At 36.3% G+C, this 21471-nt stretch carries 24 protein-coding genes; 6 read left to right on the top strand and 18 right to left on the bottom strand.

Features of this window, described 5'->3' with window-relative positions:
- Positions 1-23: 23 nt before the first annotated feature.
- Positions 24-629: a YkgJ family cysteine cluster protein gene (locus B2Z27_RS04430; RefSeq protein WP_286812711.1), complete on the top strand. Its 606-nt coding sequence runs from the start codon at positions 24-26 to the stop codon at positions 627-629.
- Between the two features lie 94 nt (positions 630-723).
- Positions 724-1191 (top strand): GAF domain-containing protein, encoded by a 468-nt coding sequence (locus B2Z27_RS04435; RefSeq protein ID WP_210707450.1) that lies wholly within the window; start codon positions 724-726, stop codon positions 1189-1191.
- Positions 1192-1264: 73 nt separating this feature from the next.
- Here the strand turns inward: B2Z27_RS04435 and B2Z27_RS04440 are convergent, their stop codons facing one another.
- A complete protein-coding gene (locus B2Z27_RS04440; protein ID WP_286812712.1) occupies positions 1265-4660 on the bottom strand; it encodes a ThuA domain-containing protein in 3396 nt (1131 codons plus the stop codon).
- 126 nt (positions 4661-4786) lie between these two features.
- Here B2Z27_RS04440 and B2Z27_RS04445 point away from each other — a divergent pair, with 126 nt between their 5' ends.
- The 3 genes from B2Z27_RS04445 to B2Z27_RS04455 all read left to right on the top strand — a co-directional run bounded on the left by B2Z27_RS04445 (position 4787) and on the right by B2Z27_RS04455 (position 8207).
- A complete protein-coding gene (locus tag B2Z27_RS04445) occupies positions 4787-5383 on the top strand; it encodes a YdeI/OmpD-associated family protein (RefSeq protein WP_099193122.1) in 597 nt (198 codons plus the stop codon).
- Positions 5384-5521: 138 nt separating this feature from the next.
- On the top strand, positions 5522-6949 hold the full coding sequence (locus B2Z27_RS04450; RefSeq protein ID WP_286812713.1) for an amidohydrolase family protein: 1428 nt from the start codon (positions 5522-5524) through the stop codon (positions 6947-6949).
- Between the two features lie 13 nt (positions 6950-6962).
- Positions 6963-8207, top strand: coding sequence for a metal-dependent hydrolase family protein (locus B2Z27_RS04455; protein WP_286812714.1), 1245 nt, complete (start codon positions 6963-6965; stop codon positions 8205-8207).
- A 170-nt stretch (positions 8208-8377) separates the two neighbouring features.
- On the opposite strand, the gene B2Z27_RS04460 is transcribed toward B2Z27_RS04455, so the two are convergent.
- Both B2Z27_RS04460 and B2Z27_RS04465 read right to left on the bottom strand, forming a co-directional pair.
- Positions 8378-9004: a DUF998 domain-containing protein gene (locus B2Z27_RS04460; protein ID WP_286812715.1), complete on the bottom strand. Its 627-nt coding sequence runs from the start codon at positions 9002-9004 to the stop codon at positions 8378-8380.
- Positions 9005-9065: 61 nt separating this feature from the next.
- Positions 9066-9965: a sterol desaturase family protein gene (locus B2Z27_RS04465; protein WP_286812716.1), complete on the bottom strand. Its 900-nt coding sequence runs from the start codon at positions 9963-9965 to the stop codon at positions 9066-9068.
- A 196-nt stretch (positions 9966-10161) separates the two neighbouring features.
- On the opposite strand from B2Z27_RS04465, the gene B2Z27_RS04470 reads away from it, so the two are divergent.
- Positions 10162-10638: a Dps family protein gene (locus B2Z27_RS04470; RefSeq protein WP_286812717.1), complete on the top strand. Its 477-nt coding sequence runs from the start codon at positions 10162-10164 to the stop codon at positions 10636-10638.
- 92 nt (positions 10639-10730) lie between these two features.
- On the opposite strand, the gene B2Z27_RS04475 is transcribed toward B2Z27_RS04470, so the two are convergent.
- The 15 genes from B2Z27_RS04475 to B2Z27_RS04545 all read right to left on the bottom strand — a co-directional run bounded on the left by B2Z27_RS04475 (position 10731) and on the right by B2Z27_RS04545 (position 21447).
- Positions 10731-11339: a hypothetical protein gene (locus tag B2Z27_RS04475; RefSeq protein ID WP_286812718.1), complete on the bottom strand. Its 609-nt coding sequence runs from the start codon at positions 11337-11339 to the stop codon at positions 10731-10733.
- Between the two features lie 51 nt (positions 11340-11390).
- Positions 11391-11783 (bottom strand): VOC family protein, encoded by a 393-nt coding sequence (locus tag B2Z27_RS04480; protein ID WP_058103094.1) that lies wholly within the window; start codon positions 11781-11783, stop codon positions 11391-11393.
- Between the two features lie 20 nt (positions 11784-11803).
- Positions 11804-12349, bottom strand: a complete 546-nt coding sequence (locus B2Z27_RS04485) for a pyridoxamine 5'-phosphate oxidase family protein (protein ID WP_286812719.1) — start codon at positions 12347-12349, stop codon at positions 11804-11806.
- A gap of 126 nt (positions 12350-12475) precedes the next feature.
- On the bottom strand, positions 12476-12874 hold the full coding sequence (locus B2Z27_RS04490) for a hypothetical protein (protein ID WP_286812720.1): 399 nt from the start codon (positions 12872-12874) through the stop codon (positions 12476-12478).
- Between the two features lie 97 nt (positions 12875-12971).
- Positions 12972-13460 (bottom strand): phosphoribosylaminoimidazolesuccinocarboxamide synthase, encoded by a 489-nt coding sequence (locus B2Z27_RS04495; RefSeq protein ID WP_286812721.1) that lies wholly within the window; start codon positions 13458-13460, stop codon positions 12972-12974.
- A 73-nt stretch (positions 13461-13533) separates the two neighbouring features.
- Positions 13534-14946 (bottom strand): carbon starvation CstA family protein, encoded by a 1413-nt coding sequence (locus tag B2Z27_RS04500; protein ID WP_286812722.1) that lies wholly within the window; start codon positions 14944-14946, stop codon positions 13534-13536.
- A 107-nt stretch (positions 14947-15053) separates the two neighbouring features.
- On the bottom strand, positions 15054-15221 hold the full coding sequence (locus B2Z27_RS04505) for a hypothetical protein (protein ID WP_157490837.1): 168 nt from the start codon (positions 15219-15221) through the stop codon (positions 15054-15056).
- Between the two features lie 68 nt (positions 15222-15289).
- On the bottom strand, positions 15290-15721 hold the full coding sequence (locus B2Z27_RS04510) for a hypothetical protein (RefSeq protein ID WP_286812723.1): 432 nt from the start codon (positions 15719-15721) through the stop codon (positions 15290-15292).
- Positions 15722-15809: 88 nt separating this feature from the next.
- A complete protein-coding gene (locus tag B2Z27_RS04515; RefSeq protein WP_286812724.1) occupies positions 15810-16334 on the bottom strand; it encodes a hypothetical protein in 525 nt (174 codons plus the stop codon).
- A gap of 84 nt (positions 16335-16418) precedes the next feature.
- Entirely contained in the window at positions 16419-17528 is a 1110-nt protein-coding gene (locus B2Z27_RS04520; RefSeq protein ID WP_286812725.1) for an alpha/beta fold hydrolase, read from the bottom strand.
- 388 nt (positions 17529-17916) lie between these two features.
- Entirely contained in the window at positions 17917-18117 is a 201-nt protein-coding gene (locus tag B2Z27_RS04525) for a PspC domain-containing protein (RefSeq protein WP_286812726.1), read from the bottom strand.
- Between the two features lie 198 nt (positions 18118-18315).
- A complete protein-coding gene (locus B2Z27_RS04530; RefSeq protein ID WP_286812727.1) occupies positions 18316-18834 on the bottom strand; it encodes a RidA family protein in 519 nt (172 codons plus the stop codon).
- A 509-nt stretch (positions 18835-19343) separates the two neighbouring features.
- Positions 19344-19697 (bottom strand): hypothetical protein, encoded by a 354-nt coding sequence (locus B2Z27_RS04535; RefSeq protein ID WP_286812728.1) that lies wholly within the window; start codon positions 19695-19697, stop codon positions 19344-19346.
- A gap of 148 nt (positions 19698-19845) precedes the next feature.
- Positions 19846-20742 (bottom strand): DUF5677 domain-containing protein, encoded by an 897-nt coding sequence (locus B2Z27_RS04540; protein WP_286812729.1) that lies wholly within the window; start codon positions 20740-20742, stop codon positions 19846-19848.
- Positions 20743-20970: 228 nt separating this feature from the next.
- Complete coding sequence (locus tag B2Z27_RS04545) at positions 20971-21447, bottom strand: hypothetical protein (protein ID WP_286812730.1); 477 nt, start codon at positions 21445-21447, stop codon at positions 20971-20973.
- Positions 21448-21471 lie beyond the last annotated feature (24 nt).

A 21471-nucleotide genomic window follows, 5' to 3' on the forward strand; every position in this document is an offset into this window, starting at 1 on the left:
TCGCGCAACTTTTTAAACTACTTGTGAGTATATACCATAAAGTTCGAGCGGTAGACCGTATGTTCTACCAATTGGAAAAGGAGTTGGGCTCCTTTCAAAAATCCACAGGTTTAGGCTGCGTAGCCAATTGCGGAAATTGCTGCTTAAAACCGGATATTAATGCCACAGTGCTAGAATTTTTACCCCTAGCCTATCATCTTTTTAAACAAGGTGTAGCAGAAACTTGGTTGCAAGATCTTGAACAAGATACCTCAACCAAACTATGTCCCGTTTTAAACAAACTAATTGCCCCTGGTGCAAAAGGATTTTGTTCAGAATATGCCCATCGGGGTCTAATTTGCAGACTATTTGGTTTTTCTGCCATGTTGCATAAAAACAATACCCCTACTTTAGTAACCTGTAAACCTATAAAGGAACAAAAGCCGCAAGCCGTTGCAATGGCAGAAATTCATATTTCGTCCAAAAAGAACTATCCGCTTATTAGCAATTACTATATGCAATTACGTTCAATTGACGAATCATTGGGCGCCGAATTGTTTCCTATACGAATTGCCATAGCAAAAGCATTGCAAGTTGTTTTAGGTTACTACGCATACCGCAGACCACCCAGATATAAAAAAGTGGCGTAATAGTCTCTTTAAAAAAAGGAGATAAAATGTATCTTTACGATGAACAAGCCTAATATCGAACTATAACTTGGCGATATTAGAAAAGAGCAGATTAATGAACAGCGTAAAAGAAATTAAATCAACCATACAATCAGAACTCGAAAAAGACGCTCCTAATTGGGAGCTTCTACTTAAGGCAATCTTGAATCATTTTGATTGTTCTACGGGTACCTTACATTTTTTGGATGAAAGCAAATTATTACAACTTCAATCTCAAGTTGGTATTCCTGAATTCTTAATACCTAAATTATCTACCATTCCTATTGGTAAAGGCATGGCCGGTATTGCTGCTGAAAGAAGAAAACCTGTTGAAATGTGTAACCTACAAACAGATGATTCCGGTGTTGCCAGACCGTCTGCAAAAGACACCAAAGTTGAAGGTTCCTTAGCCGCTCCACTAATTTATAATGAAACACTTTATGGCACTATAGGTATCGCAAAGCCGATTCCCTATGATTTTACACAAGATGAATCAGATTTGATTATGGAGATAGGAGAACTATTGGGCAAAAGATTGGTTTAGCTTGTGCTCTCCTAATATTATAACTAAAAAAAGCCCGCTATACAGCGGGCTTTTCATTTCAATTAAGTCATTTCTATTTAAATACTGCTCCGGTAAGTGCTACTTGTGCCAACTCTTTACCTTCTTCGCCTTTAAAGGTTATATAGTATGGACCATCACCCGATACTTTACCTGTTATTGGTATTGTAATCATAGTACCTTGTGACCCTTGTTGTTGTGATGGCATTTGACCTTTGCCCAACAACGGACCATCAGGAGTGTTTTCATGTATTTCAAAATCAAAATACATGTTTGGTGCTTCTTGCCATCCGGCAGTTAAACTAACGGACTTTACTCCTTTTAATGACATGTTCTCCAACATGAACCAACCGGCAGCCTTATTGATCAATAATAGGTCCATTCCACCAAACTGCATTGCTTGCATACCGTCCAATTTCATTTGATCATTGAACTTTACCGTGCTGCTAGGTATTGCAATGGTCTTAGAACCGGTCAAAGGAATAGTACCTTCTGCCCCAGCATCGGTATAACTAGCCGTTATCACTAACATGTTACCTGGTGCAGATGATTCTGCCGTAATTGTACCTTTTGCCGGTAACGACTTTTCTTTCTTTTCATCTCCGTTCAAGGAAAGTATGTAAAGAGCAATCTGTCTAGATTCATCGGTTGTAATATTTGGGTGTGCCGGCATGGTCACTTCCCCCCAAACACCATTTCCACCAGTTTTGATTTTGCCTTGAATATACTTTAACGCATCTCTACGTTCTTTATATTTTGCGGCAACATCTTTGTAGTTTGGTCCAATGGATGCTTCTGCTTCTTTATGACAAGTTTTACAATCCATCGCTTGGGTTAAGGCTTTACCAGTTACCGCTGCCGATACTTGTTGGTGTCCCATACTCATAGCAACCTTATCCATGCCTTCCAAATAATCCACACTTACAAAAATATTGTTTGGATCTATAGCTGTGCCATCTGGATCGGTAACCGAAACGTCGTATGAAATTTTCTGTCCCGGTAGATAAAAAGCTGGTGCGCCACCGTCTATAGCTATAGCAACTTTCGGTCTAGAATTACCCGCAATAATACCAGTGCTTTCACTTATAACTTCGGCTCCTTTATCGTCCGCTACAGTTACCTTTAGCTTGTAGGCTCCGGCATCCGCATAACTATAACATACTTTTGGCTCGGTAGTTTCTTTGGTATCTCCATTTCCAAAATCCCAGATGTACTTTATGGCATCATTTTCACGATCACTTGCTTCAACAGTAGCGTTTACCGTTAACGGGGTTTTACCAGCCGTTTCACTTACAGTAATATTATCTATTAACGGAGGTCTATTTCCGCCGTTAAATTGAATATAGCCTAAAGCGGAGTTAGCGTTTTGTGAAAACCAACCGCTACCATATTCCAAAAGGTAAATTTTACCATTTGGACCTACTTCCATATCAATTAAGTTGTTGACCTTAATATTTGGAGCAAACGGTTCCATTTTACTGAAATCACCATTTTCATCTAAATGAACTGCGAACATCCAACCACGCATCCAATCGTAAATAATAACTTTTCCATCGTAATAGCTCGGCAATTTTTCATCACCTTGAAACATATCTGAATAATATGTAGGTCCGGCCATGGCATTTCTACCTCCTGTTGCTGTTTGTGGAAAAGCTTGTGAATCATCATAAGGATAATAAACATAGGCTGGCATTGCCGGTGGCAATTCCGTTAATCCCGTATTGTTGCGTGAGGTATTCATTGGTTTGGCAGGATCATACTCCGGTCCGCTCTCACCTGTTTCGTAGTTGTATTCATTATAGGCATAGTTATCGCCAATAAACATGGGCCAACCAAAATTTCCTGCCTTTTTTGCCTGGTTCATTTCGTCATACCCTCTAGGACCTCTTGTGCCTAAACTATCCGCTCTTGCATCTGGACCAACATCTCCCCAGTATACATAACCCCTTTTCATATCTACCGAAATTCTGTACGGGTTTCTATGTCCCATAGTATAGATTTCCGGTCTGGTCTTTTCCGTACCTACAGGAAACAAGTTTCCTTCAGGAATATCATAAGAACCATCTTCTTTTACTTTAATTCTTAAAATCTTCCCACGTAGGTCATTGGTGTTACCTGACGAGCGGCGAGCATCATACTGTTCATGACCTGGTATATCATTCATTGGTCCAAAACCACTATGAACATATTTAGCCCCTTTTTCGTTAAATGGCGTTGTATTATCACCTGTAGACAAATAAAGTAAACCATCTGGTCCAAACGCTATAGAACCACCTGTATGGCAGCAAATTTCTCTTTGACTATCTACATCTAAAATTACTTGCTCAGAGTCCGTATCAAACTTACCATCTACAAATTTAAATCGTGATAAACGGTTGACCCACTGATCACCTGTTGGTGCATAGTATAAATAGATCCAGTGATTGTTTGCATAATCCGGATCTTTCTGCAAGCCCATTAAGCCTTCTTCGGCATTTACACCGGGCGTATTTAATGTTTTACTGTAAACATCTAACTTTAGAACCTCTGTAAGCTCTTGCGTTTGATCATTATACAGCATTACCTCTCCCCTACGTTGAGCCACTAAAACATCTCCGTTTGGCAATACCGCCATTTCGGTAGGTTCAAAAAACATACCTTCACTTAGGGTTACCTTGGTAAAACGATCTGCATCTGGTGGTATTTGCGAAGTAGCTTTTCCATAATCCAATACCAAGTTCTCACCAATGGCATACTGAATACCACCTAATAAATGTTTTAAGAACAGGTCTTCTGAATAACTGGCATCGGCATGTCCGCCACCCGTGTAAAATGCTCGTCCACCATCATAATCATGATACCAGGCTATGGGGTGAAAATCTCCGTTTTGCCCACCTTCATAAGAAGATTCGTCCAAAGTCATTAATACGTTTACATCTGGATTGATGTTCTTGTAATTATACAATTCATCCGTTCTGTTCCACACAGAGTCGGTAAAAAACTGTGTAGCAACAAAATTCTTGTCCTTGATAATAAAATCCGCATTTGGCATTCCTCTTGGGTGACTCAAAAATTGAGCTCCTGCTAAGTCATTGTACCAACCCCAGTCATATTCAGTATCTGCTGCAGCATGTACACCTACATAACCGCCGCCGGCTTGAATGTAGCGCTCAAAAGCCGCTTCTTGGTATTGGTCCAAGACATTACCCGTTGTACTTAAAAAGATAACAGCTGAATATTGCTTTAAATTTTCATCAGTAAACAGTTCTGCATTTTTGGTAGTATCTACTGCAAATCCATTTTCTAATCCTAGCTTTTGGATTGCTGCAACTCCCGCTGGTATAGATGCATGCTTAAAAGCCATTGTTTTAGAGAACACCAATACCTTTGGTTCTCCTTCTCGTTTATTGCCACCACATGAGACAATAATAAGCGCAAAGCCCAAAAGCAGCGCATTGAAGATTTTTTTCATACGTTATTCGTTGTTGTTTAGTTGATTTTAGAATGCATAAAAATAGGGCGTGCAGTTGTATTAACCAATAGTTTCTATATTAAACATTGTACATTTATGATAAATTAATACCCTTTTAATAGAATTATGTTAGAAATACCCGAACTATACTTTAAAAATGACACTGAATTCAAAAATTGGTTACATAATAATCATTCCGACTATAAAGGTATTCACCTGATCTTCTACTCCGTTGCCCACGAAAACGAAAGTATGCGCTGGGAAGAAGCTGTTAGGGTAGCACTTTGCTATGGATGGATTGACAGTACGGTAAAAAGTTTAGGTGACGGTAAGCGAAAACAATACTTCTGCCCAAGAAAACCCAAAAGCGTTTGGAGCAAGGTCAATAAAAATCATATTAAAGATTTAAAATCCAATGGCTTAATGCATGAAGCAGGATTAGCTTCGATTAAAATTGCAAAAGAAAATGGATCATGGACTTCTTTAGATGATGTTGAAAACGGAGTCATACCCGAAGCATTACAAATTGCTTTTGAAAAAAATAGCCAGGCACATACCAACTTCAAGAACTTTACCCATAGCCAACGCAAAAGCTACCTATATTGGTTAAACCAAGCTAAGCGAGAAGAAACCAAGGCGAAACGTATAAAGGAAATTATACAACATGCCCATGAGAATATCAAATATAGAAATGGCGGTGGTTGGCAGGCTATTAAAAAATGAAATTAACCCGAGTTTTTTAATCACTTTGGTAATAAATAATACATTCATTACCAATGTCTAAAATGCCATAGAATATAAGGCTTAAACTATAATGTACCGCATATTCTTTTTACCTTACCCTTGCAAAACCGCATATATATGATGAGCGTATTGAAAATGATGAAAGCTATTGCCTTGTGTTTACTCATAGCAATTGTAAGCTGTAATAAGGAGAAAGAGGTTACCTATGACACTTTGATCAAAAATGGTGCTGTCATCAATCTAGAAGACGGATCGGTCTCAACGGCACATATTTTAATTTCCAATAATAGGATTACCAAAATTACGAAAGACATTGATGCTGATCATCTAAAAGCCAATACGGTGATAGATGCCACAAATAAATTTATAATACCCGGTTTTTGGGATAATCACACCCATTTTAGGGGTGGAGATTCTTTAATTGATACCAATAAGAACTTTCTTAAGCTTTTTATGGCCAACGGAATTACCACGGTGCGTGATGCTGGCGGAGACCTAACCTCATCGGTTTTAAAATGGCGTAAGGCTATTGAAAACAAAGAACTTATTGGACCACGCATTTTTACATCTGGACCTAAAATTGACGGTCCAAAAGGTACCTGGGCAGGTTCATTAGAGGTTGAAACCGATGAAGATATTATCACTGCCTTAGATTCTTTGCAAGCTATACCGTCTGACTTTGTAAAAATCTACGATAGCCGAATTTCTGGTGAAAATTATTTGAAGGTGATCCAGGAAAGCGAAAAACGTGGCTTAATTACTTCTGGACATATGCCCTTTACCGTTGAACTAGATGCTACCATTAATGCAGGTATAGATGCTGTAGAGCATTTATATTACATCATGAAAGGATGCTCAAGCAATGAAAAGGAAATCACCCAAAAACTGATAGACAAAGAAATCGGATTTTGGGATGCTATGCCCCTACTCCAGTCTTCATATGCCGACTCCACCGCTTTAAAAACATTCGGCAAATTGAAAAGGAACAATGTATTTGTTGTTCCTACACTACACATTGGTAGGGTTCTTAGTTATTTGGATGAATTTGACCATGCTGATGATGACTACTTAAAATATATGGGTCTTGGAATACAGCAAACTTATAAAGGCAGAATTGACCGGGTAAAAAATGCTTCTGCAAAACAGGTTGCCGACAGAAAAGCACTAGATCAATTCTTTGGCGAACTGGCTTTTAACTTGAATAAAAACGGAGTAGCACTTTTGGCGGGATCAGATAGTGGGGCTTACAATAGCTTTACCTACCCAGGCATATCATTACATAAAGAAATGGAAGCTATGGTTGCTACAGGAATTTCTCCGCTAGATGCCCTGAAATCATCAGCCTATAACGGAGCATTATTTTTAAAACAAGATGCGGACTATGGTTCTATTACCGAAGGTAAAATTGCCGATATTGTTTTACTCAACAGCAATCCGTTAGAAAACATTACAAATACACAAGATATTTATATGGTGCTATCCAACGGAACCCACCATTCCAAATCAGACCTGGACAGCCTTTTAACATCTGCTATTGTTCACTAAACCCACTATTGCCATGAAATCCTTTTTTATTGTCCTACTATTCTCTTGTTATCTTGGTTTTTCACAAACACTCTTAAAACCAGACCGAGTATTTGATGGTACGGAAATGCATGAAAATTGGGTGGTTTTAGTAGAGGAAAATCTAATAACATATGCCGGTAAATTATCTGACATGGATCTACCTGACCACACCACTGAAATTGAATTGGAGGGAACTACTTTAATGCCCGGTATTATTGAAGGGCATTCCCATATTTTACTACACCCATACAATGAAACCGATTGGAACGACCAAGTTCTAAAGGAGTCTCCGGTTGAACGTGCCGTTAGGGCTACGGTACATGTAAAAAATTCTTTAATGGCAGGTGTAACCACCATGAGAGACCTTGGGGCCGAAGGTGCAGGTTATACAGATGTATACGTAAAGAAAACCATTGAAAACGGTATTATTGACGGACCGCGATTATTGGTTGCGGGACCTGCTATTGTAGCTACGGGCGCATACGGTCCAAAAGGTTTTCATGATGGCGTAACGGTACCCTTAGGTGCAGAAGCTACAAGTGGTGTTGACAATTGTATTACCACCGTTCGTAGGCAAATGGGTAACGGTGCAGATTTGATAAAAATTTATGCCGATTACCGATGGACACCGGGTGCCGATTCCAAACCTACATTTCTTCAGGAAGAAATCGATGCAATGGTTGCTACAGCTACTACGGCGGGTAAATATGTAGTTGCCCATGCCAGCACTCCCGAAGGCATGAAAAGAGCCATTCTTGGTGGTGTAGAAACCATTGAGCATGGCGACGGTGGTACAGCTGAAATTTTTAAATTGATGAAAGAAAAAGGTGTTGGCCTATGTCCTACCCTTGCCGCAGGTGATGCCATTACACAATATAGAGGTTGGAACAAAAGCACCGATCCTGAGCCGGAACGAATTCAACAGAAACGAAAATCGTTTAAAATGGCGCTCGATTCTGGCGTGCAAATTGTTTTTGGTGGCGATGTTGGTGTTTTTCCCCATGGAGAAAATTATCGAGAGATGGAATTAATGGTGGACTATGGTATGAAACCCTTAGACGTTTTAATTTCCGCCACTTCTAACAATGCCAAAATGTTTCACTTAAACCAATTAGGAAACTTAGAAAAAGGCTTTCTAGCTGATATCATTGCCGTTGAAGGAAATCCAACCAAGGATATTTCCGTAATGAAAAATGTATCTTTTGTAATGAAAGATGGGATGGTTTATAGGGAATAGTTGTTGGTTGTCCGTTCACTTCGGCTCCGCTCAGTGACCAAAAATCGTTTTTCGTTTTTCGTTGTTGGTTGTTCGCCATAACGAGCGCAACGCAGCTATTTCTAGACTATTAATCATTGTACTTAATACTAAATGCTTTGAACTTGATACTTTGTACTAAGTACTTAATACTATTTTCCCGCATCCTTGGTAATTCTCAACGCACTAGAAACTATAAATACAATGAAACAGGTTTCTATTATACGTTGTAAAATACCTCTATAGCCAGATTCTGGATTAGAGAATAGCGCGAATATGAAAATACCGCTGATGATTCCCGTAACAATCGCTATTTGAGATAAGCGATCGTAGTTCTCAGATTTCTTTAAACCCAACCCGATTCCCATCAAACAAATAGGAAAAAATATATACGTTAAAGATGCCACTGCATTATGTATAAGTTGAGCTAGGCTGGAGTCCATTACATCTGTTGGGCACCCGGCGTCACATGGAAATAATCCTACCAATATGGTTCCCATGCCGTAGAAAAGTGCCAAACCATAAAATCCCGCTACCACTAACTTTGAGCTTGGAAATTTGTTGGGTGCACTAAAACAATATATAGTAAGGAGAATTCCGCTAGGTACATAACCCAAATACTGTAAATAGGTACCATACCTAGTATCAACAGCAAAAGATTCACTAATGTACTGACTTACTATGCTATAATCTTCAATTAACAACGGACCAACAATAGCGGCAATTGCAAATAAACTAACTCCTAAAATACCTATATACGCTACTAGCTTATTGCTCATTTTGAAAATTGAATTGGTTGGTTGTTTATATGACGATAATCATTCGGTATTGTTACAGCAATTACAATTCCGCATTCTTACTTTCTTCCCATTCCTTCCGTAAATCTGTAGAAAGAATACTAGTGCCATCATGTTTCCAGCCCGGTGGTTTTGTCAAGTATTTGAACCTGTTTACCAATGAGGTTTTTGAAGTAAAGAAATCGGTCAACATTTTGTACCACTCTCCAAAAGCAATTTTTATGGGATTATACGTGTTTATGTTCGTTACCAAACCGTATACCGGTTTTTCCACCTCGGGCTCAAAGGTGCCGAACAATCTATCCCAAATAATAAAAATTCCGGCATGGTTTCTATCTAAATATTGCGGATTGGTGGCATGGTGTACCCTGTGGTGACTGGGCGTATTAAAAACAGCTTCAAACCATTTGGGCAGTTTTGTAATATACTCTGTATGAATCCAATATTGATAAATAAGACTAACGGACATCTGTACCAAAACCATCACCGGATGAAAACCGATGAGTATGAGCGGAGTCCAAAAAATAAAGGTGTAAAATCCGCCAGACCAAGATTGTCTTAAAGCCGTGCTTAAATTGTAGTTTTTAGAGGAATGATGCACCACATGGCTAGCCCAGAAAAACCGACTTACATGACTGGTTCTATGAAACCAATAATAGCAAAGATCTTCTGCAAATAGGAGTACTAACCAAGACCACCACGCAAACGGAATTTCAAAAATATGGTAGAAATTATACAGCAAATAAAAGAACCCTAATGCAATGCCCTTGGTTACCAAGCCAATGGCCACATTACCCAACCCCATTACAATTGAAGTACCCGCATCTTTAAACTCATAATCATGTAGCTTGATCTTTACCGACAGTAATACTTCTAAAATTACCGTGACCGTAAAAAAAGGAATGGCATAGTGTATTAAATTAGGTATTTCGGGTATTTGCATGGCGGTTAATTATCTGTTTTAACCTTTCTAATTTACGAATCTATTTGGTCAACTACAATTGCTTAAAAAGACAACTTTTATCACTCATAAAAAATGATAGCAGTATAAGAAAATCGTATGGGTTATGTAACATTAGTCACCCATAAACAGGGGCTTTATTCGTAATTTTACATCAAGAAATTAAAACAACATACTTATGGAAACTTTACATAAAAACGTGGGAATAGACCAAGATTACAAAATAGAGATCAGTGATAAATTAAACCTTCTTTTAGCTAACTATCAAATTCATTACATGAATTTGAGAGGTATGCATTGGAATGTAAAAGGAAGCAATTTCTTTCTTCTACATGAAAAATTTGAAGAGTTATACACCGAAGCTACTGAAACCGTTGATGAGATCGCTGAACGTATTTTGACCCTAGATCAACAACCTTTACATACGTTTGAAGATTACTTGGACAACAAGACTATTAGAATCATCAAAGAAGTGTCTGACGGTGCTACAGGTATATCTTTATTGATAGATAACTTGAACGAGTTATTGATTCAAGAGCGAGAAATTTTGGAATTTTCATCTGACAACAATGATGAAGGTACCGCTACGTTGGTTAGCGATTTAATATCCGGACAGGAAAAGCTAATCTGGATGCTTAAGTCTACCTTACAATAGCACATAGTTTTACCTAAATAAAATGGCAAAAGTCTACTTAGATTTTTGCCATTTTTTTATATCCCTTTTCCACTTAAAAGATAGTAAGATTACTATGTATTTGTTGGGGAACGTTTTTCAATTTCCAAAGCGCGACTATAAAAGTCACGAAATTGGACTTTATTGTATTTTGCACGCATGGCGCTCAAAACATCAGATAAGCTTAGACTACACCAATCCCAAAGCATGGTATCAAAATTATAGGCATACATTTGTTTTTTCACTTCGGCTCTTATGGCATCGATTTCAGTGGCGGTAAATCCGTTTTCCAGAAGTCTCTCCAATACCCGTTGCTCGTTCTCTTTGGTAAATTCCGTATCCAAGTATGGTTCTAGAAGCAAATCCCAATTCCAACTATAGGGAATCAATTTTAAATTATGAACTTTGGCGAAATGCGCTAGCTCCTTCTTCTTTTCAGCGGATACAAAAACAATATCATCTTTTACATATACTTTACACACACCAAACTCTAAGGAAATAGCCTCAATTTCATGGGCTTCTATGCTTGCTGAAGGATAGACGACCGAAGGTTCAAAAGGGTAATCCGAAATTTCAATACTGCTTTTCCCTATGTTAGATGTTCCAATACCACAGAGCAGCCTTTTAGCGGTTATGGCATTTCTAGAAATGGTAAAACCGGTGAGCCCGTTTAACTTGAACATATTTTTTAAAAACTTCAGCACTATCTTCTTTGGTTTGAAATGTACCTATAATTAAGAAGCAGGTTCCAATAAATCCCATAGGTTGCCATATAGATCCTTAAATACGGCTACCATACCATACGGCATCTTTTCTGGCTCTCTAACAAACTTTACACCTCTTTCTACCATGGCATAGTAATCTCGCCAAAAATCATCTGTATACAAAAATAGAAATACCCGTCCGCCTGTTTGGTTTCCTATCCTTGACTCCTGCGCTTCATTGTCCGCCTTTGCTAAAACCAAAGTGCATTGTCCATCCCCTGGTGGCGTAACTGTGACCCAACGTTTTTCCCCTTCTAACGGGGTATCTTCCACCAGTAGGAAGTCTAATTTTTTAGTATAAAATTCAATGGCTTTATCGTAATCATCAACGACCAATGCTATGCGTGCTATGGATTGCTTCAATATATTGTTTATTTTATCTGTTAGTTTCCTAAAATATGGGTTTCAAAACCATCTATACTTTTGGTATTCTTATTTTTCCAATATTCTTTGATCTTTTCCTCACCTTGCTTTTTAGACCAATCGTTTAAAGTAGTTCGCTCTTCTTTAAAATCCATGAACGGAACGGCGAATCCGCACGAGGTCTGTACCAAGTCCACTTGCATTTCTATAATTTGCCGGGACCCTGTATTTTCAGGAAAAAGGTTAATGTACTTTGAAAATTCTTGATCTCTTCTATGGAATATTTTAGCTACACCATATAATCTCAAAATTATAGGTTTACCCTCAAAGGCACAGAACATTATGGTCATTCTATTATTTTTGATCAGGTGTGCAGCCGTTTCGTTACCACTACCGGTAAGATTCAACCAAACAATTTTATTCTTGTTAATGACCCGAAAGGAGTCCGTACCCTTTGGCGAGACATTTACCTTGCCCTCTGCAGCCGCAGTACCCACAAAAAATACTTTTTGCTTTTCAATAAATTCCTGTAATTGGGGTGTAATGGATTCTAATTTCTTTCCCATGCCTTTAATTTTTGTTATGTGTAATTTTTCTAGGTACTACTTCTTGTTTCTATTTCTTCCCAATGGACCAGTAGTCTTTACATGTGCTCATTACAACATTGGACAAATAGAATCCGTACATGGGTTCTACAGGTAATTTTCATCTATAAAAACCCAAGCATATAGCAGTAATTTCAATACAAGCACTACCGCAAAAGAAGCCAATAAACCATACCAAAAGCTCTTACTGCGGTTTGTAAATTTCGGTTTTATATAATACACCTGCACCGGTATAAATAGCACTAAGGCTAAAATAGCCAAAGCTACGGTTACATAAAAATAACCGATCATTGCAATACTTTCCAAGATATTGAACATGGCACTTATGGCTTCTAAAATATCGTCTACAGTCTCAACACCACTGCCGCCGCTGTAGCCAGAAGTATCTCTTTTAAACAATACTTTTAATTCAATTATAAACAGAAACGCATTAAACAGTAGATAAAGAATGAACCAGGATAGCTTTTTTAGTATTTTTCTTATCATTGATTTTATCTAAAACCGACTAATATTTAAAGGAGGTTGTAGTACGATTTCGCCTTAACATTTTATGAAACTAGAATAGTTCCACAAAAACTACATGTTATTCCTTTAACAAGTTCTCTTCAATCATCATTTTCCTAGCCTTTTCAGTCTCATTCTGCCCATTACCCATTATACCCGGCAACATAATTATACGCTTTTTAATAACCCCATCCTCTTCAAAAACAACTTCAAATCTAGACCGGGTAATTGCCAAAATCGCTTTCTTAAATTTTACACTTTTAATTTTATCTCTTTGGATAATTGGTGTGGCGGAATTATTCAGACTTTTAAAAATACCATATACCAAAAACAGACCAACTATGCTATACACCACGGCAATAGTTATCTCTCCTTTTTGAAAACTTTGAAATGCCGAAAACAATAAAAATGCAGCTATACCACCGTAAATAATTAAAACTCCAGTGATACTTTTACCAACAGTAGCATTTGCAACATTACCTTTAACCCCATCCCTAGTAAGCAAAATTCTGTCCGGTAAAATATGGCAAAATCCAGTTTTGGTTCTAAATACTTTTTCGTTTTCCATTAATTCTAATTAACGCTTATGGTGACAAAATACATTTCATTGCTACTACTTTGCAACGAAGTTTATTGATGATTTAATGTGGTACTCCCTGTTCCCTCTTATTTTTAAAAAACAGAATGGTAATCAAGGTTGAAATTCCTATACCGATCCAATTGGATATTTGAATATCCAATCCCAACCCAACATTTGGGTCATAAAATATGTAAGATCCTACAACACTGGTAATAAAAAATGCGGGGACTAAGGCTATTAAATAATACGTTTTCTTTTGATATAAATAAACTGCTCCGATCCACAGGGCAATAGCAGCCGTAACTTGGTTTGCCCATGAAAAATACCTCCACAATAACTGAAAATCCATGTTGGTTAAAATGAACGAGATGATAAACAACGGAATTGCTACCATAAACCGATTCTTCAATACTTTTTGGTCTATCTTCAAATAATCGGCAATAATCATACGTGCAGCCCTGAACGAGGTATCTCCCGATGTTATGGGTAGCACAATAACGCCCAAAACAGCTATGGTACCGCCAATGCTTCCTAATGAAATAATGGCAATTTTGTTTACCACGGCAGTAGGGCCTCCGTTTTGCAACAGCACATTTAACTGGTCTCCATCTAAAATACTCATGGATGCCGCTGCCCACACCATGGCAATGGCAGCCTCAAGAATCATCATGCCATAAAATACTTTTCTACCGTCTTTCTCATTATTGATGGTGCGCGAAATAATGGGCGATTGCGTGGCATGAAAACCCGATAATGCCCCACAGGATATCGTTAAAAAAATAACCGGAAAATATGGGATATTCTGCGGATGCATATTTTGAAACGTAAGCTCCGGAATAGGTTTTCCAATAACGAACATACCTATGCAAATACCAATGGCACTTAATATGAGCAACAAACCAAGTACAGGATAAATTTTACCTATGATCTTATCTATAGGCAACAAGGTTGCGACTATGTAATAAAAGAATATGGCAAAAAGCACTATGGTCAAATAACTGGTTTCCGAACCAATAACATCATTGATCATATTTGCGGGTGCGGTTACAAAAACGGTGCCCACCAATATTAAAAGTAATAGGGCAAAGAAATTAACCACGTGACTAAATGATTTCCCTAAAAACCGAGATGCCAACGCTGGTAGATGTGCACCGCCAAAACGTAAGGAAATCATACCGGTAAGGTAATCATGAACGGCACCTGCAAAGATGGATCCAAGCACGATCCAAATAAATGCTATGGGACCGTACAAAGCACCCAATATGGGGCCAAAAATGGGACCTACCCCTGCAATATTCAAAATTTGAATAAATGCATTTCTATTACTGTTCATGGGCACAAAGTCTACCCCATCTTCCATAGTGTGTGCGGGAGTATCTTTGGTTTCATTGGGCTGAAAGGTTTTATCCACGAACTTGCCGTAGAACATATACCCCAAAACCAATAAAATCATTGACGTAATAAATGTAATCATGAGGTTATTTTAGACTTGGTATAAAATGAATTGAATTTTTGCTTTAACAAGTGACCGGTATAGGAGTAAGAAGAATTTTCTAGCCTTAAGTCGAAGCAAATTTAATCCTATTTTTTTACCCTATCAATCCCAAACATTATAACCACAGACAAAATGGCCACAACAATTGCTTTTACCCAGTCAATTTCATCTTTTGCAAAGGCATCATAAATAATAAATCCGGTTGCGAAACCTAATACGAATTTTAAATTATGAAGGGTGAATAGTTTTTTCATTTTGTGGTGGATTAGATAAAATAATGATGTTAACAATTACAACGGATACCATCATAGTCCAATTTGCTCTAGTTGCGTAATACGTTATTGGCAATAGTATTTTTTACTATTATCTCATTCAGTTTTTGAGTATCAGTTTCTTTAATTTCATTTAGGTCAAACGTAACTATTTCTCCATTGTTCTTTGTAATTATTAATGTATTCTGAATTAATTCGGTCTTTTTGATTTGGTCAAAATTCAATGATTTTGAAATCCAAGAGTTTACCCGAACAATAGCTCCTTTTTTGTTCCATTGAACATAATTCTTATACCAAAACATTTTACTGAAATAAACCAGTTGTAGAAAAAATCCAATAGCACTTATTCTTTTGTTCAGTTTTGGATTTTCAAATTCAAATAATTCAAAAAAAACCACCAAAATAAAAATTAGAGAAAGAAATAGAACGAATATCCAAATCCAGCTTTTCATATGGTCAAAATGTATCTTTTTCTTTTCCATTTGCGTTCAAATGCTATTATTGCTAACGGCTTCGTAAGAAAAGCAAGGCAATTGTGAGTGTTACTTTTCTAATGAAACACAAGACAAATTACTCCATTTTATTAGTTGTTCTGTTATTCAAGTCCAACAATTTTAATGTTTTGTGGTAGTTTTCTATTCTTGACAGTGCATTTCCGTCAATGAATAATATGACCATTAACATGGAAAGAGATGAAATACTGATTGCTCTCCAAGTGGGAGTATTCAAACATAGATTTAATAATGCCGCAATGATGATTAATATGGGAACAATTTTAAATACCGCCACAAATTGCTTAATAGTGGATTCAGATCGTTCAATTTCGGACTGATAAAAGGCAGTTTCATCGGAATTAAAATCCTTTTCAAATTGTTTAATTCTTTTATTATTGGCATAGTTAGTGCCGCTACCAATTATTAAGAGTAAGATACCTACTATTAGCGTTGGAATGATATATGCCTTTGCTAAATCTGTTTTTCCCAATTGCCAAAATCCTACACTTGCGATTAAAAAACCAATTGCAAAGAAAATAAAGAAACGTGTTGAAAATACTTCGGCTTTTGCCCATTCTATTGCTAGTTTTAATACGTCCATAATTTCATTTTTTAAATATAGATAATAGCTTGGCTAAACATCATATGAAGGTAAATAAACCTCTTGTTTCCGTCTTCGTACAAATTATTTTTTCAATATTTCGTTGATGTATATGGAACGATATTTTTCTGGATATTCTACCTGTACTCCGTGTGTGCCATTCTCAAATAAAAACCATTTTTTTGAAGGCGCCCTAATGGAATCAAAATACATCTTTGCTACAGTCGTTTCGGTAAAATGATCATTGTCTCCCTGTAATATATACACGGGTACTTTAAATTCTGGGATATCACGCATTAAATTCATATCTATTGCAGTGGGTTGTAAAATCTTAGCTGCAGGATAGTAAGTTTCTGGACTATTGATCATATCCGTAAATTTTTCGCTAAACGTTAATCCATTATCCAAAAACATACTTTTAATAAAATTGAAGTCGGTTTCTAATTTTATCGGTGCATATTTCATTACAATTTGTCTTTCTATTTCAAAGGCTTCTGCTACTGAATTTTTTGAGTTTTCAATATAAGGTGGCGTTCCAATTTGTTTTAATAGATTGACTGAAATAGTATCATTGTGCTTTTGTGATTCCGATAGTGCAAATTCATAGGACAATTCTTCTGAAAGTGAAAGATTAGCCATTAAACCACTACCAATATAGGCGTGATATAATTCAGGCTGTTTTTGTACCATATAAGCTGCTACTGCTGTTCCCCATGATAAGCCTTCAATGTAAATCTTATCCTTTTTAAAAGTCTCTTTTAAATGTTCTGATAGTTGCAAACCATCATCTACTATTTTGTTTAAGGTAATGGCTGAATCAGGTATGCTATCATTATAAGCTAGCCCAGACCCTCTTTGATCCCAATAACAAACCGTGAATATATCTTCTAAATCAATCCCAGTAAGTTTATAAATAACCGGTAAAATTGGTGCACCCGGTCCTCCGTGAACTATTAGTAGCACGGGATTATTTTTGTCTTTTCCCCTAATCGTAATTCGTTGTGGCACTCCGTTAATGGTCATGTCCTCGTGCATGGCAATACTATTTGGTAGTACATTACCTTGTTCATCTAAAAAAGGTTCTTCTTCTCCGGAACTATTGATTCGTATAACTAATAAAACAACTAAAATAAATGCAACTAGCGCTCCCAGTAAAACCAAAAACCACTTTCCTATTTTCTTTATTATTTTCATATGATTATTATACGCTTTATGGTTGTTCTTGCTACTGTAGTATTCTATATCAGACAATTACGGATTAAATTAGCGATAATTATCGGTTTAACACATACGTTAGCAATTCCAAGTGAATTCGGACGAAGTCAAATCTGCCGTAATTGTGGTTATACATTTTTGTTCATAGCTTGATTATATATTTTCAAATTCATATTTAAACCAATCTTCTAAGTCTAATCGATTTATCACTGCTAAACAGTTTTTTCATAAAGGAAAATTCGTTTTTTAATGAAATTCCGATTATAGAACTATAATGATATTTTCTATAGTCTTAGTCATTGGTTGATTTCAATCTTACTAACGTTTAAATTAGCATGATTTTAAAAAGAATAATTGAAATATCTTTTTAAGCTAAATAATCAGTATTAGAATTAGGCATTATGAAATTTAAAATAGTATAAATTATAAGTCCTGAAGCTCCTAATAATGTTGCGATTAAAAAAATTGTTCTTACGTGGTTGGTTTTCCAATCAAGATACTCAGCGATTCCGGAGCAAATTCCAGCTATCATTTTATCATTAGATTTTTTAAATCTTTTGTTATTCATATTCTTATTTTAGGTTAGGTCATTTAGTTGCACACAACGGTCTCGCATAACCGTTAGTTACGGATTAAATTAGCGATTATTTTCGGTTTATCAAGGGCGTAAGCAATTCCGAGTGGATTAGCACAGCCTGTCCCAATCTTGTTTCGAGATAGTTGAATCTGTCTAAATTTCAATTACCTTGTTCTGTTGTCGTACTTTTTATTCCGATTTATGCACTTCGAGTTCTATTTCAACCATAAATTCAGGAAGTGCCAATCCTTTTACTTCTAGCCAAGAGCCAGTTGGAAATCCATTTTTATATATTTCAGCACGATATGCTGATTTTTCCAACATTTGTGCCATATCAGTAGTAAAAACATCTTCTTTTACAACATCGTCAAATGTGCAACCAAAGTGTTTCAATATTTTTTCCAAATCTGCATAACAATTCTTCATCTGCTGTTCCATATCGCCAATAGCAGTTGGATTACCTTCATCATCCATACTTACAGCACCAGAAATTTTAATGCTATTCCCAATTTTCACAGCATGAGAATATCCATAAGCTTTTTCTACTTCTGGTCGCAATAGAAAATATTCAGGTTTCTCTGGTTCAACAATTACCTCTTCTTCCACTTCTCTAGTTTCCTCCTTTTGTTTTTGTTCGCAACTTTGGAATACAAATGTCAATACAACAAGTGTTGCGATTAATGTCAATCGGTTAGTTGGTATTTTCATAATTCTCATTGTTTAGTGCCTACATTGGTCGGTTTTCGGCTTTCCCGTTTTATTATCCGTTTCGTTTTTCAGTATGAAGCACATGGCCTGTGCTATGCGTAGTGGGGAAGTAAGGAAACTTTTCGTTTCCGCCTGCCGGCAGGCAGGTCTACGCATGACGCTAAATCTTATTGTTTTGCTTTATTTTTTCTTATTTAAAGCTAAATCTATTCCCAATAGCTATCGGGATAGCGACTTTATAAATATACGCAGACCTTTTGGTTTTACCTATTAGAACGCGTTAGGTTTAGGCTTGGTTATCTAATGCTTTATTCCACACGCTTTAAATAACTACCGTCGCTGTTTTTTATAAATTCAATTCCTCTATTAGCTTTACAAACTATGAATGTAGAATTATCGATTGAATTCAGAACAATTACGTTATTAAATTCAAATCCGTCGGTTGAAATATTAGTCAATCTCTCTTCTAGGTTTTCCATATTCGTTTCCTCTGCACCATATGAAATAATTCAATCGGTCGCCCCAATATTAGAACTATTCCCGTAGTTTTTCGCAACTCTATAACCAAATTGCTTTCCCTCGCTTTCAAATCTTAATTCGTTCTCATGTATTTCGATCAGGGTGGACATACAGCTTTCGTCATAAGAAAAATTCAAATCCATTATTTCGATTGTCTTTGCCGTATTTAATGCCTTAATGATTACCTGACCATCAGTAATGAATTCAACTTCTGTATCAGAATCAAAGGGAATTAGTGATTTTTCAAAATCTGACAGTTGATAATCTAGGGTTACATCGTCCGTACATCCACATCCGGATAACATTGTTAACGCAAGTAAGAACAATAAATTTCTAAGATTCATTTTAAATATTTGGTAACGGTTTTGCATAAGATTAGTTGCGTGGTTTAAGCAACTAATTTAGCAAATACAAACTGAATAGAAAATCCGAGAGGATTTTCATGAGTAGGCTCGAACAAGCCATTAATTATCACGTTGTTAGCCACAGTATTTATTCTATTCCAAATTCGTTCCAAAATAAAATTGTCGTTTTCGTTTCTTCATCATATTTCTCAAATACTTTTGAAGCAAAATCAAATTTATTTTTCAGTCCAACAATAGAAATACAATTAATCATTTTAACAACTCTCAAAGCTGTTAAAATTGCATCGTTGTTTTCTTTCGACCCTTTATTTAAAGTGCTTTTACCATTCATTTGTATTAGTGAAATAAATTCAGAATGAGCATAATTTGAATATAGCTTATATGAAGTTCCAAATATGGAAGTTTTCAAAGTGCTTTGTTTTAAAAGCTTTGACCAACTTTCTAATCTTGGAAGTCCGTAAGTGTCTAACTTATATAAATTCTGCTTTTTTATAGTTTTAAAATATGGTGACTTTTCAATTTCTAATTTTAGTCTTTTAATTTCTGAAAGTTCAGTTTTGAGTTTTTCAGTGACGTTTTCTTTTAGTTCTCCTCTTTCGTTAAAAAAATTCTGTCTCGATTTATAACCAGAGATTTGCCAAACATAAAATCTAAAATTCCTTTCCTCTTGAGTCAAATCGTTAAAAAAAAGATATTCTAATGTTAAAAAAGCCTCAATTATCGAACGAGTAAGAATATTTATTGAAGGAAAGTCTAATAGTTTCACATTACTATCTTTTGTTAAAGCCGAAACTTTTGTTCCTTTTCCTAATTCTATAATACTTTTTGTTGCAAGTAAAATTTTGATTGAAAGAGTTTCGATAAAAACCTCGCCTTCTTTAAGTTTTGGTTTAGAATCATAAATTGACTGGATTAATTCAGTATTAGCTTTTGTAATTAGTTCTAAACTTTCAAATGATGCAAGAACTGAATCTATGAGATGATATTCTTTTAGGGCAATGAAAGTTTTTAAATCTATTTTCAATTCGGGTGTGATTTTCGTATTGTGGCTAACGCTTGAGCTAAGCGTAGTGCGGAGGCTAGGAAACTTTTCGTTTCCGTCTGCGCAAGAAGCTAAAGCTTATTGTTTAGTTTTATTTTTTCTTTTCCAAAGCTAAATCCATAAGATTTAGCGACCTCATAAATATACACAGACCTTTCGATTAAGCCCAAAAGTCCGCATTACGTTTAGGTTTTGTTGCCACACGTTTTTTTAGCGTCTGACTGGTCCTTGGTCATAAATTTCGAATTCGAACATATCAGAGTTTTCAAATCCGTAAACTTTGTTTAGTATTTCTAATAACACCTTTTGGGTTTTCTCTTGGTTGTTTCCCATATTCATTGCGTAACAAGGAATTCCGTCAAATTCATAATACTCAAAATCATCAACCAATTCTAACGTTCGGAATTTAGCCAACTTTTCCATTTCGTTGTCAAATGTCAGATTTATCGAGAAGTTAAATGAGTTTTTTGGTGTGGCTGTTTGTTCAATTAGTGCTCCGTGAACAACTTGCATTATAACAGTATTGTCTTTTGCTAAGTTTATCAAAAATGCGTGATTTTTATTTTCAAATCGGTCAGCCGTAATTTTTAGGGTATTTTTTAATCCGCTATCAAGCTTTTCAGTTTGTGATTTCACTCCAAAATTTATTCCTAACGCGGCTAAAATTGTGAATAATATTTTACTCATTGATTTTGTTTAAATGTGTGGCAA

Source organism: Maribacter sp. UBA3344 (assembly GCF_002362375.1).
In the GTDB taxonomy this organism is placed as follows: Bacteria; Bacteroidota; Bacteroidia; order Flavobacteriales; family Flavobacteriaceae; genus Maribacter; species Maribacter dokdonensis.